Source organism: Streptomyces sp. NPDC041784 (genome assembly GCF_055591025.1).
In genome coordinates this window covers 436,082-459,677 of sequence record NZ_JBVJAB010000005.1, presented here as the reverse complement: position 1 = coordinate 459,677, position 23,596 = coordinate 436,082, and the positions used below count along the sequence as shown (strand labels likewise).

The 23,596-nt window shown below is 74.1% G+C and carries 23 protein-coding genes; 11 read left to right on the top strand and 12 right to left on the bottom strand.

Translation table 11 applies throughout. From position 1 onward, the window contains the following. Nucleotides 1–118: 118 nt before the first annotated feature. The gene (locus ACZ6D7_RS14380; protein ID WP_469489363.1) at nucleotides 119–1,009 is read right to left on the bottom strand and encodes a glycerophosphodiester phosphodiesterase; all 891 of its coding nucleotides are present in this window, start codon (nucleotides 1,007–1,009) and stop codon (nucleotides 119–121) included. 239 nt (nucleotides 1,010–1,248) lie between these two features. Between ACZ6D7_RS14380 and ACZ6D7_RS14375 the strand changes: the two genes are divergently transcribed. The 4 genes from ACZ6D7_RS14375 (at nucleotide 1,249) to ACZ6D7_RS14360 (ending at nucleotide 6,594) form a co-directional block, all read left to right on the top strand. After that, entirely contained in the window at nucleotides 1,249–2,376 is a 1,128-nt protein-coding gene (locus ACZ6D7_RS14375) for an NADH:flavin oxidoreductase (RefSeq protein ID WP_469489360.1), read from the top strand. 28 nt (nucleotides 2,377–2,404) lie between these two features. Continuing rightward, a complete protein-coding gene (locus ACZ6D7_RS14370; protein ID WP_469489357.1) occupies nucleotides 2,405–3,259 on the top strand; it encodes a metallophosphoesterase in 855 nt (284 codons plus the stop codon). A gap of 158 nt (nucleotides 3,260–3,417) precedes the next feature. Next, complete coding sequence (locus ACZ6D7_RS14365; protein ID WP_469489352.1) at nucleotides 3,418–4,893, top strand: MFS transporter; 1,476 nt, start codon at nucleotides 3,418–3,420, stop codon at nucleotides 4,891–4,893. A 150-nt stretch (nucleotides 4,894–5,043) separates the two neighbouring features. Further along, the gene (locus ACZ6D7_RS14360; RefSeq protein WP_469489348.1) at nucleotides 5,044–6,594 is read left to right on the top strand and encodes a carboxylesterase/lipase family protein; all 1,551 of its coding nucleotides are present in this window, start codon (nucleotides 5,044–5,046) and stop codon (nucleotides 6,592–6,594) included. Nucleotides 6,595–6,766: 172 nt separating this feature from the next. Here ACZ6D7_RS14360 and ACZ6D7_RS14355 read toward each other — a convergent pair whose 3' ends face one another. From ACZ6D7_RS14355 to ACZ6D7_RS14335, 5 genes are all read right to left on the bottom strand, one after another. Then, nucleotides 6,767–7,336, bottom strand: coding sequence for a hypothetical protein (locus ACZ6D7_RS14355; RefSeq protein WP_469489345.1), 570 nt, complete (start codon nucleotides 7,334–7,336; stop codon nucleotides 6,767–6,769). 162 nt (nucleotides 7,337–7,498) lie between these two features. Beyond that, complete coding sequence (locus ACZ6D7_RS14350; protein WP_469489342.1) at nucleotides 7,499–7,849, bottom strand: hypothetical protein; 351 nt, start codon at nucleotides 7,847–7,849, stop codon at nucleotides 7,499–7,501. A gap of 15 nt (nucleotides 7,850–7,864) precedes the next feature. Continuing rightward, entirely contained in the window at nucleotides 7,865–9,325 is a 1,461-nt protein-coding gene (locus ACZ6D7_RS14345; protein WP_469489339.1) for a PTS transporter subunit EIIC, read from the bottom strand. Between the two features lie 16 nt (nucleotides 9,326–9,341). Further along, the gene (gene murQ, locus ACZ6D7_RS14340; protein WP_469489336.1) at nucleotides 9,342–10,271 is read right to left on the bottom strand and encodes an N-acetylmuramic acid 6-phosphate etherase; all 930 of its coding nucleotides are present in this window, start codon (nucleotides 10,269–10,271) and stop codon (nucleotides 9,342–9,344) included. Nucleotides 10,272–10,382: 111 nt separating this feature from the next. After that, a complete protein-coding gene (locus ACZ6D7_RS14335) occupies nucleotides 10,383–11,351 on the bottom strand; it encodes a MurR/RpiR family transcriptional regulator (protein WP_469489331.1) in 969 nt (322 codons plus the stop codon). 54 nt (nucleotides 11,352–11,405) lie between these two features. On the opposite strand from ACZ6D7_RS14335, the gene ACZ6D7_RS14330 reads away from it, so the two are divergent. Further along, nucleotides 11,406–11,801, top strand: a complete 396-nt coding sequence (locus ACZ6D7_RS14330; protein WP_469489328.1) for a hypothetical protein — start codon at nucleotides 11,406–11,408, stop codon at nucleotides 11,799–11,801. Beyond that, a complete protein-coding gene (locus ACZ6D7_RS14325; RefSeq protein WP_469489324.1) occupies nucleotides 11,798–12,070 on the top strand; it encodes a DUF4031 domain-containing protein in 273 nt (90 codons plus the stop codon). The genes ACZ6D7_RS14330 and ACZ6D7_RS14325 overlap by 4 nt, the downstream gene beginning before the upstream one ends. A gap of 32 nt (nucleotides 12,071–12,102) precedes the next feature. On the opposite strand, the gene ACZ6D7_RS14320 is transcribed toward ACZ6D7_RS14325, so the two are convergent. Both ACZ6D7_RS14320 and ACZ6D7_RS14315 read right to left on the bottom strand, forming a co-directional pair. Beyond that, nucleotides 12,103–12,603, bottom strand: a complete 501-nt coding sequence (locus ACZ6D7_RS14320) for a GNAT family N-acetyltransferase (protein WP_469489321.1) — start codon at nucleotides 12,601–12,603, stop codon at nucleotides 12,103–12,105. Further along, nucleotides 12,600–13,244 (bottom strand): HD domain-containing protein, encoded by a 645-nt coding sequence (locus ACZ6D7_RS14315; RefSeq protein ID WP_469489318.1) that lies wholly within the window; start codon nucleotides 13,242–13,244, stop codon nucleotides 12,600–12,602. The genes ACZ6D7_RS14320 and ACZ6D7_RS14315 overlap by 4 nt, the downstream gene beginning before the upstream one ends. Before the next feature lie 90 nt (nucleotides 13,245–13,334). Between ACZ6D7_RS14315 and ACZ6D7_RS14310 the strand changes: the two genes are divergently transcribed. Further along, entirely contained in the window at nucleotides 13,335–14,039 is a 705-nt protein-coding gene (locus ACZ6D7_RS14310) for a copper homeostasis protein CutC (RefSeq protein WP_469489315.1), read from the top strand. A gap of 72 nt (nucleotides 14,040–14,111) precedes the next feature. On the opposite strand, the gene ACZ6D7_RS14305 is transcribed toward ACZ6D7_RS14310, so the two are convergent. Next, nucleotides 14,112–16,175, bottom strand: a complete 2,064-nt coding sequence (locus ACZ6D7_RS14305) for a HelD family protein (RefSeq protein WP_469489313.1) — start codon at nucleotides 16,173–16,175, stop codon at nucleotides 14,112–14,114. A gap of 267 nt (nucleotides 16,176–16,442) precedes the next feature. On the opposite strand from ACZ6D7_RS14305, the gene ACZ6D7_RS14300 reads away from it, so the two are divergent. Beyond that, nucleotides 16,443–16,622: a hypothetical protein gene (locus ACZ6D7_RS14300; RefSeq protein WP_469489310.1), complete on the top strand. Its 180-nt coding sequence runs from the start codon at nucleotides 16,443–16,445 to the stop codon at nucleotides 16,620–16,622. 80 nt (nucleotides 16,623–16,702) lie between these two features. Here ACZ6D7_RS14300 and ACZ6D7_RS14295 read toward each other — a convergent pair whose 3' ends face one another. Next, on the bottom strand, nucleotides 16,703–18,349 hold the full coding sequence (locus tag ACZ6D7_RS14295) for a DNA repair helicase XPB (RefSeq protein WP_469489306.1): 1,647 nt from the start codon (nucleotides 18,347–18,349) through the stop codon (nucleotides 16,703–16,705). Nucleotides 18,350–18,479: 130 nt separating this feature from the next. Here ACZ6D7_RS14295 and ACZ6D7_RS14290 point away from each other — a divergent pair, with 130 nt between their 5' ends. Then, nucleotides 18,480–19,025, top strand: coding sequence for a hypothetical protein (locus tag ACZ6D7_RS14290; RefSeq protein ID WP_469489299.1), 546 nt, complete (start codon nucleotides 18,480–18,482; stop codon nucleotides 19,023–19,025). Nucleotides 19,026–19,066: 41 nt separating this feature from the next. Here the strand turns inward: ACZ6D7_RS14290 and ACZ6D7_RS14285 are convergent, their stop codons facing one another. Further along, on the bottom strand, nucleotides 19,067–21,607 hold the full coding sequence (locus ACZ6D7_RS14285; protein ID WP_469489294.1) for a helicase-associated domain-containing protein: 2,541 nt from the start codon (nucleotides 21,605–21,607) through the stop codon (nucleotides 19,067–19,069). A gap of 80 nt (nucleotides 21,608–21,687) precedes the next feature. Between ACZ6D7_RS14285 and ACZ6D7_RS14280 the strand changes: the two genes are divergently transcribed. Both ACZ6D7_RS14280 and ACZ6D7_RS14275 read left to right on the top strand, forming a co-directional pair. After that, nucleotides 21,688–22,596: a hypothetical protein gene (locus ACZ6D7_RS14280; protein WP_469489290.1), complete on the top strand. Its 909-nt coding sequence runs from the start codon at nucleotides 21,688–21,690 to the stop codon at nucleotides 22,594–22,596. Nucleotides 22,597–22,672: 76 nt separating this feature from the next. Then, nucleotides 22,673–23,299, top strand: coding sequence for an HAD family hydrolase (locus tag ACZ6D7_RS14275; RefSeq protein WP_469489286.1), 627 nt, complete (start codon nucleotides 22,673–22,675; stop codon nucleotides 23,297–23,299). Here ACZ6D7_RS14275 and ACZ6D7_RS14270 read toward each other — a convergent pair. Beyond that, nucleotides 23,275–23,526, bottom strand: a complete 252-nt coding sequence (locus ACZ6D7_RS14270) for a hypothetical protein (protein WP_469489283.1) — start codon at nucleotides 23,524–23,526, stop codon at nucleotides 23,275–23,277. The genes ACZ6D7_RS14275 and ACZ6D7_RS14270 overlap by 25 nt on opposite strands. Nucleotides 23,527–23,596 lie beyond the last annotated feature (70 nt).

Sequence of the window (23,596 nt, the reverse complement as noted above, 5' to 3'; positions counted from 1 at the left end):
GAGGGATACTGCCCCCCACAACCCGACCCCGCCCCCCCCCCCCCCCCCCACCCCTCCCCCCCCCCCCCCCCCCCCCCCCCCCCCGCCCTCGGGCTTTTCCGGGTGATCACTCAGGGCGTCAGCTCTGGCCGAGCGCCTTCTTGATCTTGTCGGGGAGGTCGGTCGTGATGCCGTCCACGCCCCAGTTGCTGAGGGTGCGGGCGGGGGTCGAGGTGTTCACGGTGTACGGCCAGAGCTTCAGCGGCCGGCCGTGGGTGCCCGTCATGGCGTGCGCCCTGTCGACGTACGACTTGGTGAGGGCACGGTAGTTGGGGTTGACGACGTCGACGAACTTCGCGTACGACGCCAGCTCGCCGGCCGTCGGGGTCTCGTCGCAGATCCCCAGCTTGATGTCCGGCCGCTGCTTGTGGACGTCCTTCAGAGCGGCGCCCAGGAAACTGATCATGTACAGGCGGTCGTTGACGTGGTGGGCGTCCAGCCAGCCCTTGCGGTTCAGGACGTTCAGGATGTCCCGGGTGACGCCGGGGAAGTTGCTGGGCCACTTCACCTCCAGGAGCAGGCCCTGGTTGTTGCGGTCCAGCCGGTCCAGCAGTGCTCCGAGGGTGGGGATGCGGGCCGACGCGTACCCGGTCCCCTTCCAGTCGGGCGAGGCTCCCGCGCGGAGCCGGTTCAGTTCGGCCACGGTGAAGTCGCCGACCTTCCACGGCGCGCGGTTCGGGAAGACGGTCCGGGCGTCGGTCGTGCGGGCGAGGTCCTGGTCGTGCATGAGGACGAGCACGCCGTCCTTGCTGCGCTGCACGTCCACCTCGACCCAGTCGACCCCTGCCCGGTCGGCTGCGTCGACGGCTTCCAGGGTGTTCTCGGGGGCGAGGCCCGCCGCTCCGCGGTGGCCGATGATCAGGGGGGTGTCCTGGGCCGCGGCGGCGGTCCCGGCGTTGGGGGAGGCGAGCAGGGACACGGAGGACAGGGCCAGGACGGCGGACGTCATGGCGAAACCGTGTATGGGCATGGGTGTGCGCCTTTCGGTCGGGTTTCCACCACGAGTCTTGGCAGGTTGCGCAGGACGTGCCCAGCGGAGTTGCTCCGTGTGGGGCTCGGGCGCCGCCGGACGGGCGTGGACGTGCGCTGGATCACAGGATCGGCCGGGCGGAACCGGAATGCCGCGTACGCACGGGCGGGTTGACCCACACAGGCACTTGATGCATGTGCACATACCAATCGGTCCCCCCGTCACGAGGAGCCCCCCACGTGAGCGTCACCCAGCCCAGCCCCACCCGCGCCGCCGAGATCCTCTCCCGCCCGGTGTCGATCAACGGCCTCACCGTCCCGAACCGCATCGCGATGGCGCCGATGACGCGCATGTTCTCCCCGGGCGGCATCCCCGGCGAGGACGTGGTGTCGTACTACTCCCGCCGCGCCGCCGCCGGCGTCGGCCTGATCGTCACCGAGGGGACCTACGTCGGGCACGACTCCGCCGGGCAGAGCGACCGGGTGCCCCGGTTCCACGGCGAGGAGCAGCTCGCGGGCTGGGCCAAGGTCGCCGAGGGCGTCCACGCGGCGGGCGGCACGATCGTGCCGCAGCTGTGGCACATCGGGATGGTGCGCAACCAGGGCGAGCCGCCGTTCGCGGACGCGCCGGCCGTCGGCCCCTCCGGGATCCGGGTGGACGGCACCGAGGGCACCGGACACGTGATGACCCAGCGCGATCTGGACGACGTCATCGGCGCGTTCGCCGAGGCCGCGGCCGCCGCCGAGCGCATCGGCTTCGACGGCGTCGAGATCCACGGCGCCCACGGCTACCTCGTCGACCAGTTCCTGTGGGCCGGCACCAACCGCCGTACCGACGCCTACGGCGGTGACCCGGTCGCCCGGACGAGGTTCGCCACCGAGATCGTGGCCGCCGTCCGCGAGACCGTCTCGCCGGAGTTCCCGGTCATCTTCCGCTACTCGCAGTGGAAGCAGGAGGCGTACGGCGCCCGGCTCGCCGAGACCCCGGAGGAGCTGGAGGCCATCCTGACCCCGCTCGCCGCGGCCGGAGTCGACGCCTTCCATGCCTCCACCCGCCGTTACTGGCTCCCGGAGTTCGACGACTCCGACCTCAACCTCGCGGGCTGGACCAAGAAGCTCACCGGCAAGCAGACCATCACCGTCGGCTCGGTCGGCCTGGACGGCGACTTCATCCGCGGCTTCGCGGGCGAGGGCTCCCCGGTCAAGGGCATCGACGACCTGCTCGACCGCCTGGAGCGCGACGAGTTCGACCTGGTGGCCGTGGGCCGCGCGCTGCTCCAGGACCCGCAGTGGGCGGCGAAGGTCCTCGCCGGCCGCACCGACGAGCTGGGGCCCTACGACGCGGCCGCGCTGAAGACCCTCAGCTGAGCCCCGGCACGCGCGTATCGTCCGGGAGATGAGAATCCTTCATCTCTCGGACACGCACGTCGAGCGGACGGACGCACCGGGCCGGCACGGCGTCGACGCCGCCGGCTCCCTGCGGCTGATGCTCGCCGAACTCCGCCATCAGCGCGGCGTGGACGCGGTCGTGGTCACCGGGGACCTCGCCGACGACGGTTCGGTGGAGGCGTACACGACCGTACGGGAGCTGGTCGGCGACTTCGCGCGTGCGATGGGCGCGCCCGTCTTCTACACCACCGGCAACCACGACGAGCGCACGGCGTTCGCGAAGGTGCTGGGCACCGGGCACCCGGCGGCGGCCGTCGAGTTCCCCGGCGCCGAGCGGGCCGCCGTCAGCACGGTCGGCGGCCGGCGGCTGGTCACCCTGGACTCGCTGGTGCCCGGGAAGGTGTGGGGCCGGCTCGGTGCCGCCCAACTGGACTGGCTGAGCGGCGTGTTGAGCACGCCGGCCGAGCGCGGCACGATCCTCGCCTTCCACCACCCGCCGATCGCCCTGGACATCTCCTCGACCCAGCAGGTCTTCGGCCTGCGCGACGCGGACGGCCTGGCGGAGGTGATCCGGGGGAGTGACGTGCGGGTCGTCCTGACCGGGCACTTCCATCTCCAGCTGTGCGGGTTCCTGGCGTCGGTGCCGGTGTGGGTGACGCCGGGGGTGGTCAACCGGATCGACCTGACGACCGCGCCGGGGACCGAGCGGGCCGTGCGCGGGGCGTCGGCCTCGCTGGTGGAGCTGGGCGGGGGGGCGGGCCCGATGTTCCACACCTTCCACGCGCGGGATCCGCGGGCCCACGAGACCGTCTACGAGCTGGACGAGGACCGGACCCGGGCGTTCGTCGAGCGGCAGGGCTGAGTCGCCGTCCTTCCCTTCCTGTGGGGTTTCCTTCCTCAGGGGTCCCTTCCTGTAGGGCCGGGCAGGCGCGGGCGATTTATCTTGCTTAACTCAATCAATCTATATAAGCTTGCTTGAGTCAAGCAGTTCACCCCCGCACGTCCGACGGAGGCCCTGTCATGTCCGACGCCCTTGCCCGACCCGCCGCGGCGGGAACATCCGCCCCGCCGAGGTCGAACGCCGTGGTGGCGGTGCTGGCCCTGGCCGGGATCGTCGTCTCGCTGATGCAGACCCTGGTGATCCCGATCGTCCCCGAGCTGCCGAAGCTGCTGGACGCGCCCGCGTCCGACACCGCCTGGGCCGTCACCGCCACCCTGCTCGCGGCCGCCGTCGCCACCCCGGTCGTCGGCCGGCTCGGGGACATGATCGGCAAGCGGCGGATGCTGGTGGTCAGCATCCTGCTGCTGGTGGCGGGCTCGGTGGTCTGCGCCCTCGCCGACTCCCTCGTCCCGATGATCGTCGGCCGCGCCCTCCAGGGCCTGTCGGCCGCCGTGGTGCCGCTGGGCATCAGCATCCTGCGGGACACCGTCCCCGCCGAGAAGCTCGCCGGTTCGACCGCGGTGATGAGCGCCTCCCTCGGTGTCGGCGGCGCGCTCGGGCTGCCCGCCGCCGCGTTCATCGCGGACAACTGGGACTGGCACGTCCTCTTCTGGACCTCCGCCGCCCTCGGCGTCGTGGCCCTCCTGCTCGTCCTGGCCCTCGTCCCCGAGTCGGGGAACCGGGCCGGCGGACGCTTCGACCTCGTCGGCTCGCTCGGTCTGTCGGCCGGTCTGGTCGCGCTGCTGCTGACCGTGTCGAAGGGCGCCGACTGGGGCTGGACCTCCGGCACGACCCTGGGCCTCGGCAGCGCCGCCGTCGTCATCCTGCTGGCCTGGGGCCGGTGGGAGCTGAAGGCCCGCCAGCCGCTGGTCGACCTGCGCACCACCGCGAAGACCCAGGTCCTGTTCACCAACCTCGCCTCGGTCGCCCTCGGCTTCTCGATGTTCGCGATGTCGCTGGTCCTGCCGCAACTGCTCCAGCTGCCCGAGCAGACCGGCTACGGCCTCGGCAGGTCGATGCTGACCGTCGGTCTGGTACTGGCCCCGCAGGGCTTCGTGATGATGGTCATGTCCGCCGTGTCCGCCGGGATCACCAGGACCAAGGGCCCCAAGGTCACCCTGATGATCGGCGCGCTGATCGTCGGCGCCGGCTACACCCTGAACATCGTGCTGATGAGCGAGGTCTGGCACCTGGTCCTGGTGTCCTGTGTCATCGGCGCCGGCGTCGGCTTCACCTACGGCGCGATGCCCGCCCTGATCATGGGCGCGGTCGACCCCTCCCAGACCGGTGCGGCCAACAGCCTCAACACCCTGATGCGGTCCCTGGGCACGTCCTTCGCCAGCGCCATCGCCGGCGTCGTCCTCGCCCAGATGACCACCGACTTCGGCGGCTACGCCCTGCCCTCGGAGAACGGCTTCAAGGTCGTCATGGCGATCGGCGCGGGGGCGGCCCTGCTCGCCTTCTTCCTCGCCACGTTCATCCCCGGCCGCAAGGCGACGGACGCCGGGCCCGCCGTCGAGGAAGGGGCGGAGGAGGCGGCGCCGGCCAAGGTGTGAGCCGGGGCCGTGCCGGGCGGGGTGTGAGCCCCGGTCGGAGCGGGCCGAAGGCGGGCGTCACCCACACGAGGGGTGATGGCCGCCTTCGGCACTTTCTGTGATCGGCACCCGTTCCACGAGTGACCCCCCGCGAATTCTGAGGAGTGATCGATGACGACAGCCGACGCCGGACCCGATCTCGTCGTACGTACCGCGGCCGGAGCCGTGCGCGGCCGCCGCGAGGGCGGTCTGACGGTCTTTCGGGGTGTGCCGTTCGCCGCGCCACCGGTCGGTGAGGCCCGCTTCCAGGCCCCGCGCCCGCCCCGGCCCTGGGACGGCACGCGGGACGCGTACGCCTTCGGCCCGCCGCCCCCGCAGGAGGCCGGCATCCAGGGCCGTACGGGCCAACTCGACGCGCCCACCGGCGACGACTGGCTGACGGTGAACGTCTGGACACCCGACGCCGACGGCCGGGCGGGCCGCCCGGTGATGGTGTGGATCTACGGCGGTGCCTACAAACTCGGCCACTCCGGCAGCCCGGGCTACGACGCCCAGCACATAGCCCGCGCCGGTGACGTGGTCGTCGTCACGTTCAACTACCGCGTCGGCATAGAGGGGTTCGCGCGGATAGAGGGGGCGCCCGCCAACCGGGGGCTGCTCGACCAGGTGGCGGCGCTGGAGTGGGTGCGGGACAACATCACGGCGTTCGGCGGCGACCCGGGCCAGGTCACCGTGTTCGGCGAGTCGGCGGGTGCCGGGTCGGTGGCGGCACTGCTGGCGATGCCGAGCGCGCGGGGCCTGTTCGGGCGGGCGGTCGCGCAGAGCGTGCCCGGCACGTACTTCTCCGACGAGCTGGCCCGGGACCTCGCGACCGCGATCGCCGCGGAGGCGGGTCTGCGCCCTACGGCCGCCGACCTGTCGACGGTCGACCCGCGCGCGCTGACCGAGGCCGGGGCCGCGCTGGGCGCCAAGATGGCGCAGCGGGTGGACCGCTGGGGCCGGGTGGCGCCCACGGTCACCCCGTTCTCCCCGGTGGTGGACGGCGAGGTGCTGCCGACGACCCCCTGGCGGGCGCTGTCCGAGGGCGCCGCCCGGGACATCGACCTCCTCGTCGGGCACAACGCGCAGGAGTGGCGCCTGTTCATGGTCCTGGGCGGCCTGCTGGACAAGGTGACGGAGGAACAGGCGGCGGGCGTGCTGCGGCTGTTCGCCCCGGACGGCGAGGCGGGGGAGCGCGCCTACCGCGAGGCCTATCCGGACGCGGGGCCGGCCGAGCTGTTCGAGCGCGTCCAGTCGGACTGGCTGTTCCAGATGCCCTCCCTGCATCTGGCCGAGGCGCAGGTGGCGGCGGGCGGGCGGGCCCATGTCTACGAGCTGACCTGGCAGGCCCCCGGCATGGGCGGCACCCTGGGCGCCTGCCACGGCCTGGACATCCCGCTGCTGTTCGGCACGTTCGACGCGGACCTCGGGAACCTGCTGTTCGCCGGGGCGGAGGTGACGGACGAGGCGCGGGCACTGTCGGAGGTCTTCCGTACGTCCTGGACGTCCTTCGCGCGAACGGGCGACCCGGGCTGGGAGGCGTACGACGGGGAGCGGAGGCTGGTGCGGGTGCTGGACACGCGACCGGAGACGGTCCCCTACCCGGAGGAGACGTCCCGCCGGATCTGGGAGGGGAGGGACTTCCCGCCACTGCCGCTGCTGGCGGGCCAGGGCCAGGGCTAGGGCCGGCCCGAACTGGGGTTGCTTCGAGGCCAAGTCACCGCGAACGTGTCATATCTCTCTTGAGCGGTGGTGGTGGCCATGGGCATGGTCGAGGGATGTCCGAGGCGCTCGGCCAGATCGACGCGCTGGTGGCTGAGGCGGCCTGACGGGGCCCAGGGGGCTGAGGGTGGGTCTACAGGTTGCCCAGGGGCTCGATGTCGACCTTCAGCGGGGTGCCCCAGACGCGGAGCACCTCGTAGTCGGTGAACTCGTGCACCAGCCGGTAGGCCATGGCGGGCCGGGATCCGCGGCGCAGGGCGGCGAGATACAGCTCGGCCTCCCGCCGGTCCCGGCGCGGTGTCCCGCACAGCTGCCACTCCTGGCCGTTCCACAGCTCCGCCAGCCAGCGCTGCTGGGGTTGGGGCCGGTCGGCGCGGGTGCCGTACCGGGAGGGGGCGGTGGAGCTGTGCGCGGGCTGCGGCGCGGGGCCGTTGAACTCGGCGCGGCGGGCCGCGCGGCGCCGGGTCTCGCAGAGCAGGCACAGATCGGGGGCGGCCTCGTCGACCGGGCCGTTCGGGTGCTCGGCGCAGCGGGTGGTGGGGGCGGCACCGGTGACGCTCTCGTCCAGCAGTTCCAGGGCGCGCCGCAGATCGGCCTTGATCTCGTGCAACCGGGCGTCGGGCGTGTCGGAGGTCAGGGCCTCGCCGTGCTCCCCGAGCAGCCGGAGGGCGCGGCCCAGAGCGGTGAGCTGGGCGTGGTTCATGGCACCAAGGGTAGGGGGGCGGCCCGTGGTGCGGTCAGGTGGAGGGTCTCGGCCAAGTTGAGCTGCGGAGCTGTGATTGATCGCGAAGGTGACGGGCCACCGCGGGCACCGGAGGTAGCCGGATCGGGGGCGCGGATCAAGGGCGCGGATCAAGGGCGCGGATCAGGGCGTGGGCGGCGGTGGCAGTTCCAGCCGTCGGCCGCGCCCGATCTCCCCGTCCTCCTCGTCCTCCCCGTCCGGGCCGTCGCTCACCACCGCGAGGGCCCCGGCCGGGACCCCGGGCAGCGCGGCCACCCGGGCGGCCACCTCCAGCAGGTCCGGCTCCGGCGCGCCGGTGACGAAGAAGACGTAGAAGTCCCCGTACTCCACGCCCTCGTCGAAGACCTCCGCGGCACCGTCCTCCTCCAGCCCGGCCAGGAAGTCCTCGACCTCGTCGATCCAGGGGTACGGGTAGGCGCCGTCGGCCAGGCCGGGAGGGGAGGTCAGCGGTACGTGGATCTCTACGACGGGCATGGGCCCATCCTCCCCTCAGGAGCTGTGCGCGCCCTGGGCGGCGGCCGCCGCTCGCACGCCGCCGAAGGCGTAGGTCGCCGCGAAGCCCACCGCGTACCCCGTCGCCAGCCCGCCCGCGTAGATCGCCGCGGTCGCGCCGAGCCCCCGGTTGCCGGCCAGCAGCGGGAACAGGGCCCAGCCCGACGGGCCGATCGCCGTCGCGCCGACCTTGTCGCCGAGCATCGCGAAGAAGCCGACGAAGGCCCCGCCGGCCGCGCCGCCCGCGCAGGCGGTGAGGAAGGGCCGGCCCAGAGGCAGGGAGACGCCGTAGATGAGCGGCTCGCCGACGCCGAGCAGGCCCGCCGGGAGCGCTGACCTGATCGTCGTACGCAACGAGGTGCCGAGGGACACGTCGTGGCGCAGCCGGACGTAGACGGCGACCGCCGCGCCGACCTGGCCCGCGCCCGCCATGGCCAGGACCGGGAGCAGGACCGTGTAGCCCTGCTGGTCGATGAGCGTGGTGTGGATCGGGATGAGGGCCTGGTGCAGGCCCAGCATCACCAGCGGCAGGAAGAGGCCGCCCAGGACCAGGCCCGCGAAGGCGCCGGTGGTCGCCAGCAGCCAGTTGGCCGCCGTGCCGATCGCCGTGGACACCGCGCCGGCCGCGTACATGATCCCGTACAGGGTGCCCAGGCCCGCGACGAGGACCGTCAGCGCCGGGGTCAGCAGCACGTCCAGGGTCTCCGGGATCCGGCCGCGGCACGCCTTCTCGACGGACGTCGCGAGCAGCGCGGCGGCCAGGGCGCCGAGGACGCCGCCCTGGCCGGGGGAGAGCGTCACCCCGAACGCCGTCACCTTCGCCACCCCCGGGTAGACGACGATCGCCGCGACCGCGCCGCCCAGGATCGGGGTCCCGCCGAACTCCTTCGCCGTGTTGAAGCCGACGAACACGGCGATCAGGGCCATGAACGCGGCGGCGACGGCGGCCAGGGCGGGGGTGAGGCCGGGCAGCCGACCGGCGTTGACCAGCAGGCCGTTGAGGCCGGCCAAGATCCCGCAGCCGATCAGGGCCGGGATGAGCGGGACGAACACGGCGGCGAGGCGGCGCAGCACGGTCTTCAGCGGGGTCGCATTGCGCTCTTTCCGCGCCGCCCTCGACGCTTCGCCCCGCGCGGCCAGGGCACCGGCGGCGGTCGGTTCGGCCGCGCTCGGTTTCCCTGGCTCGGCCGTCAGTCCCTCGAACTCGGCCGTCAGTTTCTCGAACTCGGCCGTCACCCGTGTCACCACCCCGGGGCCGAGCACCACCTGGTACGTGTCGGCGTCCACGACGATCCCGAGCACGCCGGGCAGCGCCCGCAGTGCCTCCCCATCCACCGAGGACGGGTCGGCCAGGCCGAGGCGCAGCCGGGTCATGCAGTGGGCGACGGAGGTGACGTTCGCGGGGCCGCCGACGAGTGGCAGGATCGCGGCGGCGGTGGAGGAGGCGTCGATAGGCACCCCCCGAGCGTGCGGCTCAGCCGCCCGCCGAGCCGAGCGCGGCACGCAGATGTCCCCCGGACTCCTCCAGAAGGCGGGCGGCCGACGGCCCGTCCACCCCGGCCAGCAGCACCAGGATCGCGTTCTTCACCTCACCGCCGGTGGCCGCGAGGGCCGCCTCGATCTCCGCGTCCGCCGCACCCGTGGCCAGGGCGACGATCCGCCGGGAGCGGGCGCGCAGCTTGTCGTTGGAGGCGCGGACGTCGACCATCAGGTTCCCGTACGTCTTGCCCAGGCGGATCATCGTGATCGTCGAGACCATGTTGAGCACCAGCTTCTGGGCCGTGCCCGCCTTCAGCCGGGTCGAACCGGTGAGCAGCTCGGGGCCGACCACCACCTCGATCCCGTGCTCGGCGGCCGCGGCCAGCGCACTGCCCGCGTTGCAGGCCAGCCCGACGGTCAGCGCACCCCGGGACCGGGCGTACCGCACGGCGCCGACGGCGTACGGCGTGCGGCCGGAGGCGGAGACGCCGATCACCGTGTCCTCGGGAGTCAGGGAGAGCGCCGTCAGGTCCCGGGCGGCCAGCTCCGGGGAGTCCTCCGCGCCCTCGACCGAGGTCACCAGGGCCGCGGGGCCGCCCGCGAGGACCCCGACGACCTGCCCGGGGACGGTGTTGAAGGTCGGCGGGCACTCGGACGCGTCGAGCACGCCCAGCCGGCCCGCCGTCCCGGCGCCGGCGTAGACGAGCCGCCCACCCCGTGCCATCCGCTCGGCCACGGCGTCGATCACGGCGGCGATCCGGGGCAGCTGCGCGCCGACGGCCGCGGGGACGGCGGCGTCCTCGCCGTTCATCAGCCGGGCGATGGCGAGGGTGGGGAGCTGGTCGATGTCGGCGAGTTCCGGCCGGAAGGCCTCGGTGGTGAGGGAGTTCAGCTGGGCGCGCAGTTCATGAGGGGTGGAGGTCATGGAGAGACAGCTCTTTTCGACTTCGGTGCGATGTCCTGCCAAGGGGCGCGGGGAACCGTGTCGCCGGCCGCGCACGACCCGCGGAGAACCACGAACGATCAGCCCTACGGCCTACCGGTGCCGATGCGCCAACGCCTCGTAGCTCGCGGCCAGCGCCGGCCCCGCCGCTTCGTACGTCCGCTGGGCCACGCCCACGAACAGACAGTCCACGACCAGCAGCTGCCCCGTCCGTGAGGACATCGCCGCGGGACGCAGCTCGCTCTCCCGGGCCGTCGACGTGGTCAGCACATGGTCCGCGTACTGCGTCACCGCGCTCTCCGGCCGCCCGGTGATCGCGACGGTCGTGGCCCCGTGTGCGAAGGCGACCCGCAACGGCTCGATGACGTCACCGGTCGACCCGGAGTGCGTGATCGCGATCGCCACGTCGCCGCCGCGCAGCTGCACCGCGTTCGTCACCGCGAGGTGCGGATCGCCGTGGGCGTGGGCGATGAGCCCGATCCGCAGCAGCTTCTGGGTGAGGTCCTGGGCGACCAGCCCGGACGCCCCGATGCCGTACACGTCGATGCGCCGCGCGACGGCCGCCGCACCGACCGCCGCCTCCAGCTGCGCGGTGTCGAGGCCGGCGGCGGTGTCGGCGAGGGTCTGCTGCTCGTCGTGGGCGAGCTTGGCGACGACGTCGGCGAGGGAGTCGTCGACGGCGATGTCGGTGGTGAGGGCGGGGGCCCGCCCGGACTGCTGATGGGCCGCCAGCCCGGCGAGGGCGAGCCGCAGGTCGCGGTAGCCGGGGTAGCCGAGGAGCCGGGCGGTACGGACGACGGTCGCCTCGCTGGTGCCGGTGCGTTCGGCCAGGGCGGTGACGGTGAGGGCGGCGCAGCCCGCGGGGTCGCCGGCCACAGCTTCGGCGACGCGCTGCATGGAGCGGGTCATGGACGGCGCCATCGTGCGGACCTTGGCGGCGAGGGCGGCGGGTGCGGGTGCCGGTGCGAGCGCCGGTGCGAGCGCCGGTGTGGGCGTCGCTGTGGGTGTCGAGGGGGGTGGTGGCGGTGCCGGGCTGAAAGTTTCCTTCACATCCTGGGTCACCTATGAAAGGTATTTTCGGTTCTGGGGGCGGTCAAGCGTGCGCACAATGGGGACATGGATCCCTCCGCTGACCCGTTGAGCCCCCTGGAGCAGGCGTTGCACGCCGCGCGCGCCCTCGTCCTGGCCGATCTGGCCGCGGATCAGGTTGCCGCGCCGGATGTGGTGTCCCTGGTCGAGGACTCCGTGGCGCAGCGACGCTGGTGGGTGGAGCAGTGGCCGGAGGGCGTGCACTACGTGGCCGGGCTGGTGGCGCAGGACGTGCAGGACGCGCTGCTGGAGCGGTACGGGCGCTGGCCGCTGTGCCCGGTGTGCGGCTCCGGCGACCCGCACGCGCTCGAGGTCGAGCCGGAGCTGGGCCCCGACCCGCACTGGGTGTGCCACCTGGCGGGCGTGAAGGTCGCGGCGGTGGGGACGCTGGGCCGGGCGAGCGGGGGACCGTCCGCGCCGTGACGGTCTACATCGACCCGCCGAACTGGCCGGGGCACGGGCGGATGTGGTCCCACCTGGTCAGCGACGTCTCGTACGAGGAACTGCACGGCTTCGCCGAAGTGCTGGGCGTGCCCCGGCGCGCCTTCGAGCGGGACCACTACGACATCCCGTCCCACCGGTACGCCGAGGTGGTCGCCGCCGGGGCGGTCGAGGTCAGCAGCCGCGAGGTGGTGCGGCTGCTGCACGGGGCGGGGCTGCGCAGACGCAAGGGCGGCGGGGCCGGCCGGTAGCGCTCGGCCGCCTGGCGCACAGCCGCTGGCGCTCAGCCGACGCCGGCGTGCCGCAGCTCGTAGGCGTACTCCTGCTCGCTCTCCCCGACCAAGACGAACCCCGACCGTTCGAGCACGGCCCGCGAGGGGGCGTTGGCGTGGGCGACGGTCGCGAACAGGCGCCGTACGTCGCCTCGTGCCAGCGCCCAGCCGGCCAGCGCGCGCAGCGCCTCGGTCGCGTAGCCGTGGCCGCGGGCGGGCTCGACGAGGTCGTAGCCGATCTCCGTGCGGCCGTCCTCGTCGGGCGCGGCGTGGAAGCCCATGCTGCCGAGGGCGCGGCCGTCCCCGGTCCGGACGAGGACGTAGAGGCCGAAGTCGGGCCGCAGGACACCCGCTTCGTGGGCCCTGAGCACCATGCCGGCGGCGCCGCGCGTGCCCTCGTAGGGCGCGCCGCCGAGCCAGACGAAGCCGCCGTCCCCGCCCGCCCGCAGGTCGGCGAGTGCGGGGAGGGCGGCGGCCCGGAGGGTGAGGCGGCCGGTCGCGGTCCGGATCACGACGTCAGCAGCTCCAGCTCGCCGCGCAGGTTGTAGCGGGCGGTCGGCTCCCACCGCGCCGCCCCGTGCGGCGTCCGGAACAGCCGGGGGAGGTCCAGGAGCTGGCGGAGGATCGCGGCGCGGCCCGAGCGGAAGGCGTCGTTCGGCACGAAGCCGTACTCCTCGCGGACGGCGGCCGTGTACGCGGCGTACGCGGACGGCGGGGCGGCGAGGATCGCGAGGTCGGCGTCGCACAGCACCTGGCCGTCGCGGTCGTCGTCGGCCGGGTCGTGGGTGACGGTGAGCCGGACCAGGCGGGCGACCTCGGCGGTGCGGGCGTCCGGCACGCCGGCCTCCGGAAGGGCGCGCTCGGCGAGGCGGGCCGAGCGTTCCTCGTTCTCGGAGCGGTCGGGGAGGTACACCGCGTCGTGGAACCAGGCGGCGAGCCGGACGGCGGCCGGGTCGGCGGCGTACCGCTCCAGCACGTCGACGTGGTCGAGGACCGCCGTGAGGTGCGTGAGCGTGTGGTAGTGCCGCTGGGGTTCCTGCCAGCGGGTCAGCAGGCTGTCGGCGTAGGGCGCCGGATCGGGGCCCTCGCGGTGGTCCCGGGCTGCCTGGAGGGTGTGGGCGAAGCGGGCGCGCAGCGCGTCGAGGTCGGCCATGGCCTCATTGTCGCGCGGACGGGGATACCCTTGAATTGGTTTAGACCTGTTGTGGTGGGTGCCGTAGTCGCCGTCGAGGAATGGGGTTCCATGAGCGAGCGTGCAGTTCTGGAGGTGATCGCCCTCGACGCCGAGGACGCCGTCGCCGCGCAGACGGGGGGCGCGGACCGGTTGGAGCTGGTCACCGACATCGCCGCGGACGGGCTCACCCCGCGCGTCGAGGTCTTCGCCGGGATCCGGGCCGCCGTCGGCCTTCCGCTGCGCGTGATGCTGCGGCTGGCGGACGGCTTCGCCGCGGGGGACGTCGAACGGCTCGTCCGGGCCGCCCGCGAGCTGCGGTCGGCCGGCGCCGAGGAGTTCGTGCTCGGCTTCCTCGACGCGGAGGGCGGGCCGGACCTGGCCGCGCTGGAGCGGGTCCTCGCCGAGCTGGACGGCTGCCCCTGGACCTTCCACCGGGCCCTGGACCACACCGCCGACCGCGACGCCCTGCGCAAGCAGCTGGAGGGCCTGCCCGGCCTCGACACCTACCTCACGGCCGGCTCGGCGGTCGGCGTCGACGAGGGCCTGCCGACCCTCCTCGCCGAGGCCGCCCGCTCCGGCGAGCAGGGCTACGAGCAGCGGCTCCTCGTCGGCGGCGGCCTCCGCCTCGACCACGTGCCGACCCTGCGCGCCGCCGGCGTCGACGCCTTCCACATCGGCGGCGCGGCCCGCCCCGAGGGCTGGACGGGCCCGGTGTCGGCGGCGGCGGTGGAGGAGTGGCGGGCGGTGCTGGACGGGGCGCGGGTCGGCCCGTAGATCCGCGTAGGTCCCGCTGGGGTCCCACACAGGCCCCCCGCCGGTTCAGCCGCGCCGTCGAGCCGCGCCGTCTCAGCCCGCGAGCTGCTCCGGCAGGGCGGTCCCGTGCGTCACGATCAGGCCCGACACCGCTCGGGTCAGGGCCACGTACAGGCGGCGCAGGCCCGTGCGTTCGTCCGGTTCGCCGTCGACGATCGCGCGGGGCTCGTCGAGGACCACGTAGTCGTACTCCAGGCCCTTGGCGAGGGAGGCCGGGACCAGGGTGAGGCGGGTCTCCTGCGTGGTCTCCTCGCCGGGGGCGAGGTGGGCGAGACCGGCCGCCGTGAGGGCCTCGGCGAGGACGGGGATCCGGGCGTCGGCCGCGATCAGGCCGGTCGAGCCCTCGTTGCGCAGCAGCTCCTCGCAGGCCGCCACGACCTCGGCGGTGTCCCCGACCGGCCGCAGGTCGAAGAAGCCGGGGTTCTCACGGACCGAGGCGACCGGGGTCAGGCCGGGCGCGATGTGCGGCAGCAGCCGGGACGCGTACGTGATGACGTCCGTCGGCACGCGGAAACCGGCCGTCAGCTCCTCGACCACCGCCTCCGGCTTGCCGAGATGGCCGAGGGCCTCCGCCCAGCTCCGCGTCGCCCACGGCGTGGTGCCCTGCGCCAGGTCGCCCAGGACCGTCGCGCTGCCGGTCGTGCAGCGGCGGCCGACGGCCCGGTACTGCATCGGGGAGAGATCCTGCGCCTCGTCGAGGACGACATGACCGAGGGAGCCGGTGCGCTCGACGACGTCCGTCGCCTCGTCGATCAGCACCGCGTCGGCCGCCGACCACCTGGCGGACTTCACCGACCGCACCGGCTTCGCCCACAGGATCGTCTTCTGCTCGTCCTCGGTGAGGATCCCCGCAGCGTGCTCGGCGAGGAAGTCCGCGTCCGAGAGCAGCCGCAGCACGAGCTTGGCCGGGTCGACCAGTGGCCAGAGCGCCTTCACGGCCGCCTTCACCGCGCTGTTGCGGGCCACGGCGTCCTGCACCCGGTCGTCCGGGGCCTCGCCGGAGCGCTCCATCTGCACCAGCACCGCGTGCGCGACACGCTGCGGCAGCGCCTCCCGGGCGGCGCCGTAGCGGATGTCCCGGTCCAGCAACTCCCGGACGATGTCCTCCAGTTCGTACGCCGCGACCCGCCAGCGCCGGGAGCCGCGCACCACGACGACCGGCTCGGTGGGCATGCTGACGTGCGCGTACACGGCCCGGCGCACGACCTCCGCCATCCGCGCGTCGCCCTTCACGATCGCGGCGGCCGCGTCGTCCGCGCCCCGCACCTCCACATGCGCCACCAGGTCGTCGACGGTCGCCTGGCGCACCGACAGCTCTCCCAGGGCGGGCAGCACCTGCTCGATGTAGTGCAGGAAGGACCGGTTCGGCCCGATGACCAGGGTGCCGGTGCGGGCGAGCCGCTCCCGGTGGGCGTACAGCAGATACGCGACGCGGTGGAGGCCGACGGCCGTCTTCCCGGTCCCCGGGCCGCCCTGCACGCACACGGTCCCGCCCAGCTCGGAGCGGACGATCTCGTCCTGCTCGGGCTGGATGGTGGCGACGATGTCCCGCATCGGACCCACACGCGGCCGCTCGATCTCCTGCTGGAGCAGCCTGCTGGTGCGGGCGCCCTCCCGCGGGTCGGAGAGGTGCTCGTCCTCGTACGCGGTGAGGTCGCCGCCGGTGTAGCCGAAGCGGCGCCTGAGCCCGACGTCCATCGGGTCCTTCTTCGAGGCCCGGTAGAACGGCTGGGAGACCGGCGCGCGCCAGTCGATGACCATCGGGTCGCCGTCCCCGTCGTGCACATGGCGCCGCCCGATGTAGAACTGCTCGCCCTCCGCGCCCTCCGCCCGATCGGCGCCCGGAGCGTGCAGATAGTCGAGCCGGCCGAAGAACAGCGGGGTGTCGCTGAGGTCGGCGAGCGCCTTGATGCGCTCCCCGATCTGGCGCTCCAGGATCTGGGCGTTGACCCAGTTCGCGGTGACGTCGCTGATGTCGAGGGACTCCACGTCCTCCCGCATGGCACGCAGCGCGGCGCGGGAGGAGAGCAGATGCGCGCGCTCCCGGCCGAGGGGATCGCCGAGGGGGTCGAGGGAGTCGGGGGCCGACGTGGACAAGGCGGTGCCTCCGGGCCTGCTGAAGGGGTGGCTACGGCGATGCCGTCCGGTTTCCGTCCGGACGACGGCACTCCGAGGGGGAGGCGGGCAAGAGCGGAGATTGTAGGCGAGGGGCCGAGCCGGAGGCGAACGGTTTTCCGCCCCCGGGGGAGGCCGCGCCCCGTGCCCCCTAGGGGAGGCCGCGCCCAGCGGGTGTACTCAGGTAGTAGGCCAAATGGGGACCTGGGACCGATGCCCTCTTTACCCCTCGGAACGCACCATGGAGACATGAGTGCAGCGACCCTCACCCCAGCCCCCGGTCGCCCGTCCGGAGCGACCCCCCTGTCCGGCGCCCACCGCCACCGCCTCGGCGACGCCCTGCGCGCGATCAAGGTCTTCGCCGGTGCCGCCTTCGACGTGATCGTCCTCGGCGAGTACGGCGAGGAGGCCGGCGTCCGCCGCCGGTAGCCCCGCCTCGCCCGCTCGGCCCCCGGCCCCGCCCGCTCGGCCCCCGGCCCCGCCCGCTCGGCCCCCGGCCTCGCCCGGCCTCAGCCGTTCTCCGCCAGCAGCTCGTCCGCGTCCATGATCCGGTACGCGTAGCCCTGTTCCGCCAGGAAGCGCTGGCGGTGGGCCGCGAAGTCCTGGTCGATGGTGTCCCGGGCGACGACCGAGTAGAAGTGGGCCTGGTGGCCGTCGGCCTTCGGCCGCAGCACCCGGCCGAGCCGTTGGGCCTCCTCCTGCCGGGAGCCGAAGGTGCCCGACACCTGGACGGCCACCGTCGCTTCCGGCAGGTCGATCGAGAAGTTCGCGACCTTCGACACCACCAGCACACTGATCTCGCCCTCGCGGAAGGCGTCGAAGAGCTTCTCGCGCTGGGCGTTGGACGTCTCGCCCTTGATGACGGGCGCGTTCAGATGCTCGCCCAGCTCGTCGAGCTGGTCGATGTACTGCCCGATGACGAGGATCTGCTGCCCGGCGAACCGCCGCACGATCGCCTCCGTCACCTTCCGCTTCGTCGCGGTCGTCGCACAGAAGCGGTACTTCTCCTCCGCCTCGGCGGTCGCGTACGCGAGCCGCTCGGAGTCGGTGAGGTTCACCCGGACCTCGACGCAGTCGGCGGGCGCGATGTAGCCCTGCGCCTCGATCTCCTTCCACGGCGCGTCGAACCGCTTGGGCCCGATGAGCGAGAAGACGTCCGACTCCCGGCCGTCCTCCCGGACCAGGGTCGCGGTCAGCCCGAGCCGCCGCCGTGCCTGGAGGTCGGCGGTGAACTTGAAGACCGGCGCCGGCAGCAGGTGCACCTCGTCGTAGAGGATGAGCCCCCAGTCCCGGGAGTCGAACAGCTCCAGGTGCGGGTAGACGCCCTTCCGCCGGGTCGTCAGCACCTGGTAGGTGGCGATGGTGACCGGGCGGATCTCCTTCTTCGTCCCGCTGTACTCGCCGATCTCCTCCTCGGTCAGCGAGGTCCGCTTCACCAGCTCGTGCTTCCACTGCCGGGCCGAGACCGTGTTCGTGACGAGGATCAGCGTGGTCGACTTCGCCTGGGCCATCGCGCCGGCGCCGACGAGCGTCTTGCCCGCACCGCACGGCAGGACCACGACCCCGCTCCCGCCGTGCCAGAAGTTCTCCACCGCCTGCTTCTGGTACGGCCGCAGCGCCCAGCCGTCCTCGTCCAGCTCGATCGGGTGCGCCTCGCCGTCCACGTATCCGGCGAGGTCCTCGGCCGGCCAGCCCAGCTTCAGCAGCGTCTGCTTGATCTGCCCGCGCTCGGAGGGGTGCACGGCCACCGTGTCCGGGTCGATCCGCGCCCCGACCAGCGGAGTGACTCGCTTGCTGCGCAGGATCTCCTCCAGCACCGGCCGGTCGGTGGTCGTCAGGACCAGCCCGTGCGCGGGGTGCCTGGACAGCGTCAGCCGGCCGTAGCGGTCCATCGTCTCCGCGATGTCGACGAGCAGCGCGTGCGGCACCGGGTAGCGGCTGTACTCCACGAGCGCGTCCACCACCTGCTCCGCGTCGTGCCCGGCCGCCCGCGCGTTCCACAGGCCCAGCGGGGTCACCCGGTAGGTGTGGATGTGCTCCGGCGCCCGCTCCAGCTCGGCGAACGGGGCGATGGCGCGACGGCATTCGTCGGCCCGCTCGTGGTCGACCTCCAGCAGCAGGGTCTTGTCCGACTGGACGATCAGCGGTCCGTTCACGTGGTACGCACATCCTTTCGGCACGGCCAAACGTCCAGTGTGCCCCATCCCGCGTGCAACCCCGAGCCCGTCTCGACGGTCTTGTCCGGGGGAAGCCGCGCAGCGCGCGCGGCTCGGTGAGGAGCTCGCGGTGACTTCCGTACGCGTCTGGGGACCCGGCGTCGGGGCCGTGGTGGTGCTGGTGGCGACCGGAGCGTGGGCGCGCGGCTCGACGACCGGTGTGGACGCCGGGCTGTGGGACGCCGTACGGCCCGCGATCGAGGCCCGGCTGGTGGCGGAGGCCAAGGGGGACGGGTACGGCGAGAGCCGGCCCGCGCTGCGGGCGCGGTGGTTCTGCGAGGCGCGGGCGCTGGACCTCCGGGAGAACGACGGCCGGGTACGGGCGGGCGTCGACACCCTGTGCATGGAGTACGGGGTGCGCGACGGCGCCCTCCAGGAGTGCAGCGGTGCGCACGTCCCGCGGGTGATGCGGCTGGAGCGGGACACCGAGGGCGGCTATCGCGTCGTCGCACAGGAGGAGCCCCCGGACGGCGCCGGCTACGGCGACTGGGAGGAGGACCACTTCGGTGTCCTCGCCGCCTACCGGCTCGACGGCACCGCGGACGCGGCCGGCCTGGAGACTGCGGCCCGCACCCACTTCGGCCTGCCCACGGACGCCCCCGTCGGAGACTGCTAGGACAGGCCCCCCGGCCCCGTCGGTCGACGGTCGGTCGCCCGTCAGTCGCCCGCCAGCTCCGCCACCCCGGTGATCCGGTGCAGCGGATACGTCCGTACCTCGTCCGCCGTGTGGTCGTACGCCGTGACGAAGCCGCCCTCGACCCGGACGGGGGCGATGACCCGCTGGCTGGCGGCGCCGTCGGCGTTGACGTAGCCGATCCACAGGGCCTCGCCGGTGAGGACGGCGGCCTGCACGGTGGCGAGGGTCTCGGCGGAGCTGGTGCGGGGCAGCTCACCGGGGGCCGGCGGGTCCGCCGGGTCCGCGGGCTTGCGCGGGGCCGTCGATGCCAGGTCGCCCGCCCGGATCGCGCGGATCGCCGCCGACAGCAGCGTGGCATCGGGCACCGGCGGGCCGTCCGGCACCGGCTCGGGGGCCGTGCGCGGCGGGGTGCGGTGGGCGTCGGCCCGGGTGATCAGGACATCGCCCTCGGCGGACTCGGCGGCCGGCGCGTAGCCCATCGCGCGCAGCCCGTCGAGCAGCGCCGCCGGGTCGGCCTGGGCCGCCAGCACCGTCGGCGCGAGCCGGCGCAGCCGCAGGCCGGCGCCCCGCTTGTCGGCGAGGATCTCGTTCAGCACGCTGTCGTCGTCGCAGCGCACGTACGCGGAAGCCGCGCCCACCCGCAGATGGCCGTGCCGGCGGGCCACGTCGTCGATCAGGTACGCCAGCGGCTGCGGCACCGGCGTGCGCGAGTGCGTGGCGAGGAAGGCGTGCAGGTCGGACGCGGTGCGGCCGGCGTCCAGGGCCCGGCGCACCGAGGCGGGCGTGAACCGGTAGACGGTCGCCCCGCCCTTCGACTCCACGTCCGCGAGAACCCCCAGCACGGCGGCGAGCGGGCGCTGCAACGGGCCCGGGGCGACCGCCGTCAGATCGGCCTGGAGCAGCACGTGGTCCAGCGGGTCGGGGAGCAGCGGCGCGAGGATCCGGGCGGCGGCCGCCGCGGCCACGGACCGCTCGGCCGGGGAGAGGGGCTCCAGGGCGCCCGGCGCCCGGTGGTGGTGCACGGGCAGCTTGTCGCCGGGACCCTGCGGCTGCGGGCGCGGGGCCCTACCGGCCGGCGCCCCGAGCAGCGCCCGCCCGTGCGCGGCCAGCGCGCCCCGCCCGGTCACGCCCAGCAGCTCGGCCTCGGCCAGCGTCCAGCGGGCCAGGCGCGTGCGCAGGTCGTCCTCGCCCTGCGCGGTCTGCGGGCCCCGCAGCGGCCGCTCCCAGCGCAGCCGGGCCAGCACCGCCTCCGCGTCGGGCGCGGCGCCCTCGGGCAGCCCGGCCAGCAGCGCCAGCACCCGGTGCCGTACCTCGGGCGCGGCGGACCGGTCGAGCCCCGGGCCCAGCGCCGACAGCGCCCGTTCCTTCGCGTCCCGCCCGCCGACCAGCCCGGACGTCCGGGTCGCCGCCAGCCAGGCCTCCGCGAGGCGCGCCCAGCGTTCGGCGGGCGGACGCTCCAGCCACTCGTCGTACGCCGGGGTAGCCGCGTACCGCTCGTCGGCCTCGCCGTCGGAGGCGAGCAGCCCGGCCGCGTACGCCAGCTCCACCCAGAACGCGGCCACCGGCTCCGGCAGGTCCAGGGCGACGGCGGTCCGCTTGAGGTCGCGGACGCTCAGCCCGCCCGCCCGCAGCACCGCGGGCCCGCCCTCGTCCCAGTCCTTCAGCAGCTCCTCGACGGTCGCCAGCGCGGTGTACGCCTGCCCGGCCGCCGTCGCGTCCACCACCTGCGGACGGTGACCGGCCGCCGCCGCGAGGGCCGGCGCCGCCGGCTCCGGCGCGCGGTGCGCCCGGCCCGCCCGCAGATGCAGGGCGACCTCACGGGGCAGGACGACCGTCCCGGGTGCCGTCGGCAGCAGCAGCCCCCGGTCCAGCAGCCAGCGCAGCCGGGCGGCGGGATCATGCGTGACCTGCCCGTACGGCGGCCCCCACACCAGCCGCTCCAGCACGTCCAGGGACTCGGCCGGGGCACCGGCGAGCAGCCGGGCCATCTTCTTGCGGTGGCTGAAGAGCGAGGTCAGCGCGTTCACGGCGGAGACCGAGTCGTGCGTGGACGGCAGACCGGCCGTCGCCACGATCTCCTGGATCCGCCCCGGCGACATGCCCGCCGTCGCCTCCCGCACACTCGGCCCGAGCCCTGTCGGCGACGGATGCTGCGGCGACGGCGCGAGCAGCTCCCGGGCGGTGCGCACCAGCCGCAGCCGGTCGTCGCCACCCCACACCAGGGCCTGTTCGCGCAGCGCGGCCAGGGCGGCGGGCAGCGCGGCGCCCACCTCGGGGTCGCGGGCGTCCCCGGCCATCAGGCCGAGCAGTTCCTCGTACGTCGCCGGCTCCCCGGCCACCGCCAGCGCCTCCGCCGTCTGGAGGGTGAACCGGTCGAGGCGCTCCAGCGCGCGCACCACGGAAGCGCGGGTGCCGGCGCGGGTCGCGAGCTGGGTGAGGTCCGTGGGGACCGGGGTGATGAGGTCGGGGCGGCTGCGCAGAAGGGCGGCAAGGGAGGTGTCGTCCCTGCCGCGGAGCGCTTCCGCGAGGGACCGCGGGGCCGGGTGGTCCTCGGTGCTCATCTTGCCCACGGTAGCGGTTGGCGTCCGCCGGGGGCTGCGTCCCCGGACCCCCGCTTCGGCCCGCGCGATAACGTGCCCCCGTGGGGATCGAGAGCGACCAGGTCGTCTACGAGTATCTGAGCCGCGTCGGTGACGTCGCCCAGCAGCAACAACTGTCCTCGGCCACCCGGATGCGGCTCGTCTCCGAGCTGCGCAACGAGATCGACCGGCGCCGCGCCAAGGCGCCCGTCGACTCGCCCGCCGCCGTCCGCCGCATCATCGAGCGCCTCGGCGACCCCGACGACGTCGTCGCGGCCGCCGCCGACGGCGGTACCGGCGCGCCGCAGGCACCGGCGCCCTCCGTGCCCGTGCAACGCGAGGACGAGGCCCGGCCGCGGCCGGAGGAGATCCGGGGCAGGGTGCCCCGTCCCCGGCCGGGCGACGGGGTGGAGCCGCCCGACTGGTGGCGCGGCGAACCGGATTCCTTCGCGGCCGGCGACGAGGTGCCGGGCTTCGTCGGGGGCGTGGAGATCCCGGACCTGCTGAAGCCGCCGCGGCCCGAGGAGCCCGCGCCGACGGCCGTGAAGGAGGCGGAGCCGGCCGCCGACGAGGACGCCCCGGCCGGCCGCCGCCGACTGCTGCGCCCCCTGCGCTCCGGCGGCGGCGGTGGCGGTGGCTGGAACAACCCCCTGCTGCTCCTCGCCGCCGCGTCGCTCGTCGCGGGCGCGGTGCTCGGCAACTGGTTCGCGCTGATCCTGGGCTGGCTCATCGCCTACGCCTCGCACCGGCTGACGGAGCGGGAGACGAAGTTCGCCGTCATGTGGCTGCCGGGGCTCGCGGTCGCCGCCGGGATCGTCTGGCTGTGGGGCCGGTCCGACGGCCGCTGGGGCGAGCCCATCGCCGAGGGGCGGATGAGCGACGCGCTCGCCGAGACCTGGCCCTGGGTCGTGCGGGGCGCGGCCGTCGCGACGGCGTTGTTCCTGGTCTGGCGTTCACGCCGGCAGAAGTAGCCGACGAGACGAGCGAGAACGACGAGAGGAACGCCCGGGGAAAGGGGGCCGGGCGCGGGATGGGCAGAATGGCCCCATGACGTCTCCTGCCCCCACCGTCGGCTTCGACCTCGACATGACCCTCATCGACTCCCGGCCCGGCATCCACGCCTGCTACGTGGAACTGTCCGCGCGGACGGGGACGTACATCGACGCCGACCTCGTCGTCACCCGGCTCGGGCCGCCGCTGGAGACGGAGATAGCCCAATGGTTCCCGGCCGAGCGGGTCGCGGCCGTGACCACCCTCTACCGCGAGATCTATCCGGCCCACGCCGTCGAGGGCACGCTCGCGATGCCCGGCGCCCGGGAGGCGGTCCGGGCCGTGCGGGCCGCGGGCGGGCGCGCGATCGTCGTCACCGCCAAGTGGGAGCCCAACGCCAAGCTGCACCTGGAGCACCTCGGCATCGACGCCGACGCGGTCATCGGCAACCTGTGGGCCGAGCAGAAGTCGGCGGCGCTGCGCGAGCACGGCGCGCGCGTGTACGTCGGCGACCACGTGGGAGACGTCCGCGGGGCGCGCGGTGCCGACGCCCTGTCGGTCACCGTGCCGACCGGACCGTGCCCGGCCGAGGAACTGTGGGAGGCGGGCGCGGACGTCGTCCTCGCCGACCTCACGGAGTTCCCGGACTGGCTGGCCGGCTACCTGGCGGCGCCGCGCGCCTGACGCCGTCCCGCCGCGGCGGAACGCAGCACTCCGGCGCCCGCGATCAGGAAGCCGACGCCCATGAGCATGCTCAATCCGAACATGTACGTCGGAAATGGCGTCGTACCGAGGAACAGAGGGGCGACCGTGACGAGGGTGGCCACGGTGCCGACGAAGAACACGATGGCACCGGCACGGATCAGTCGGTCACCGGGAGCGGCGGAATTCGTTTGGGTTTTGTCACGCACCGGACCAGGGTAGTTCCCAGCGCGAAGGAACAACCGGGCGACGTCTTGTCAGCCGCCCGAAGACCATTAG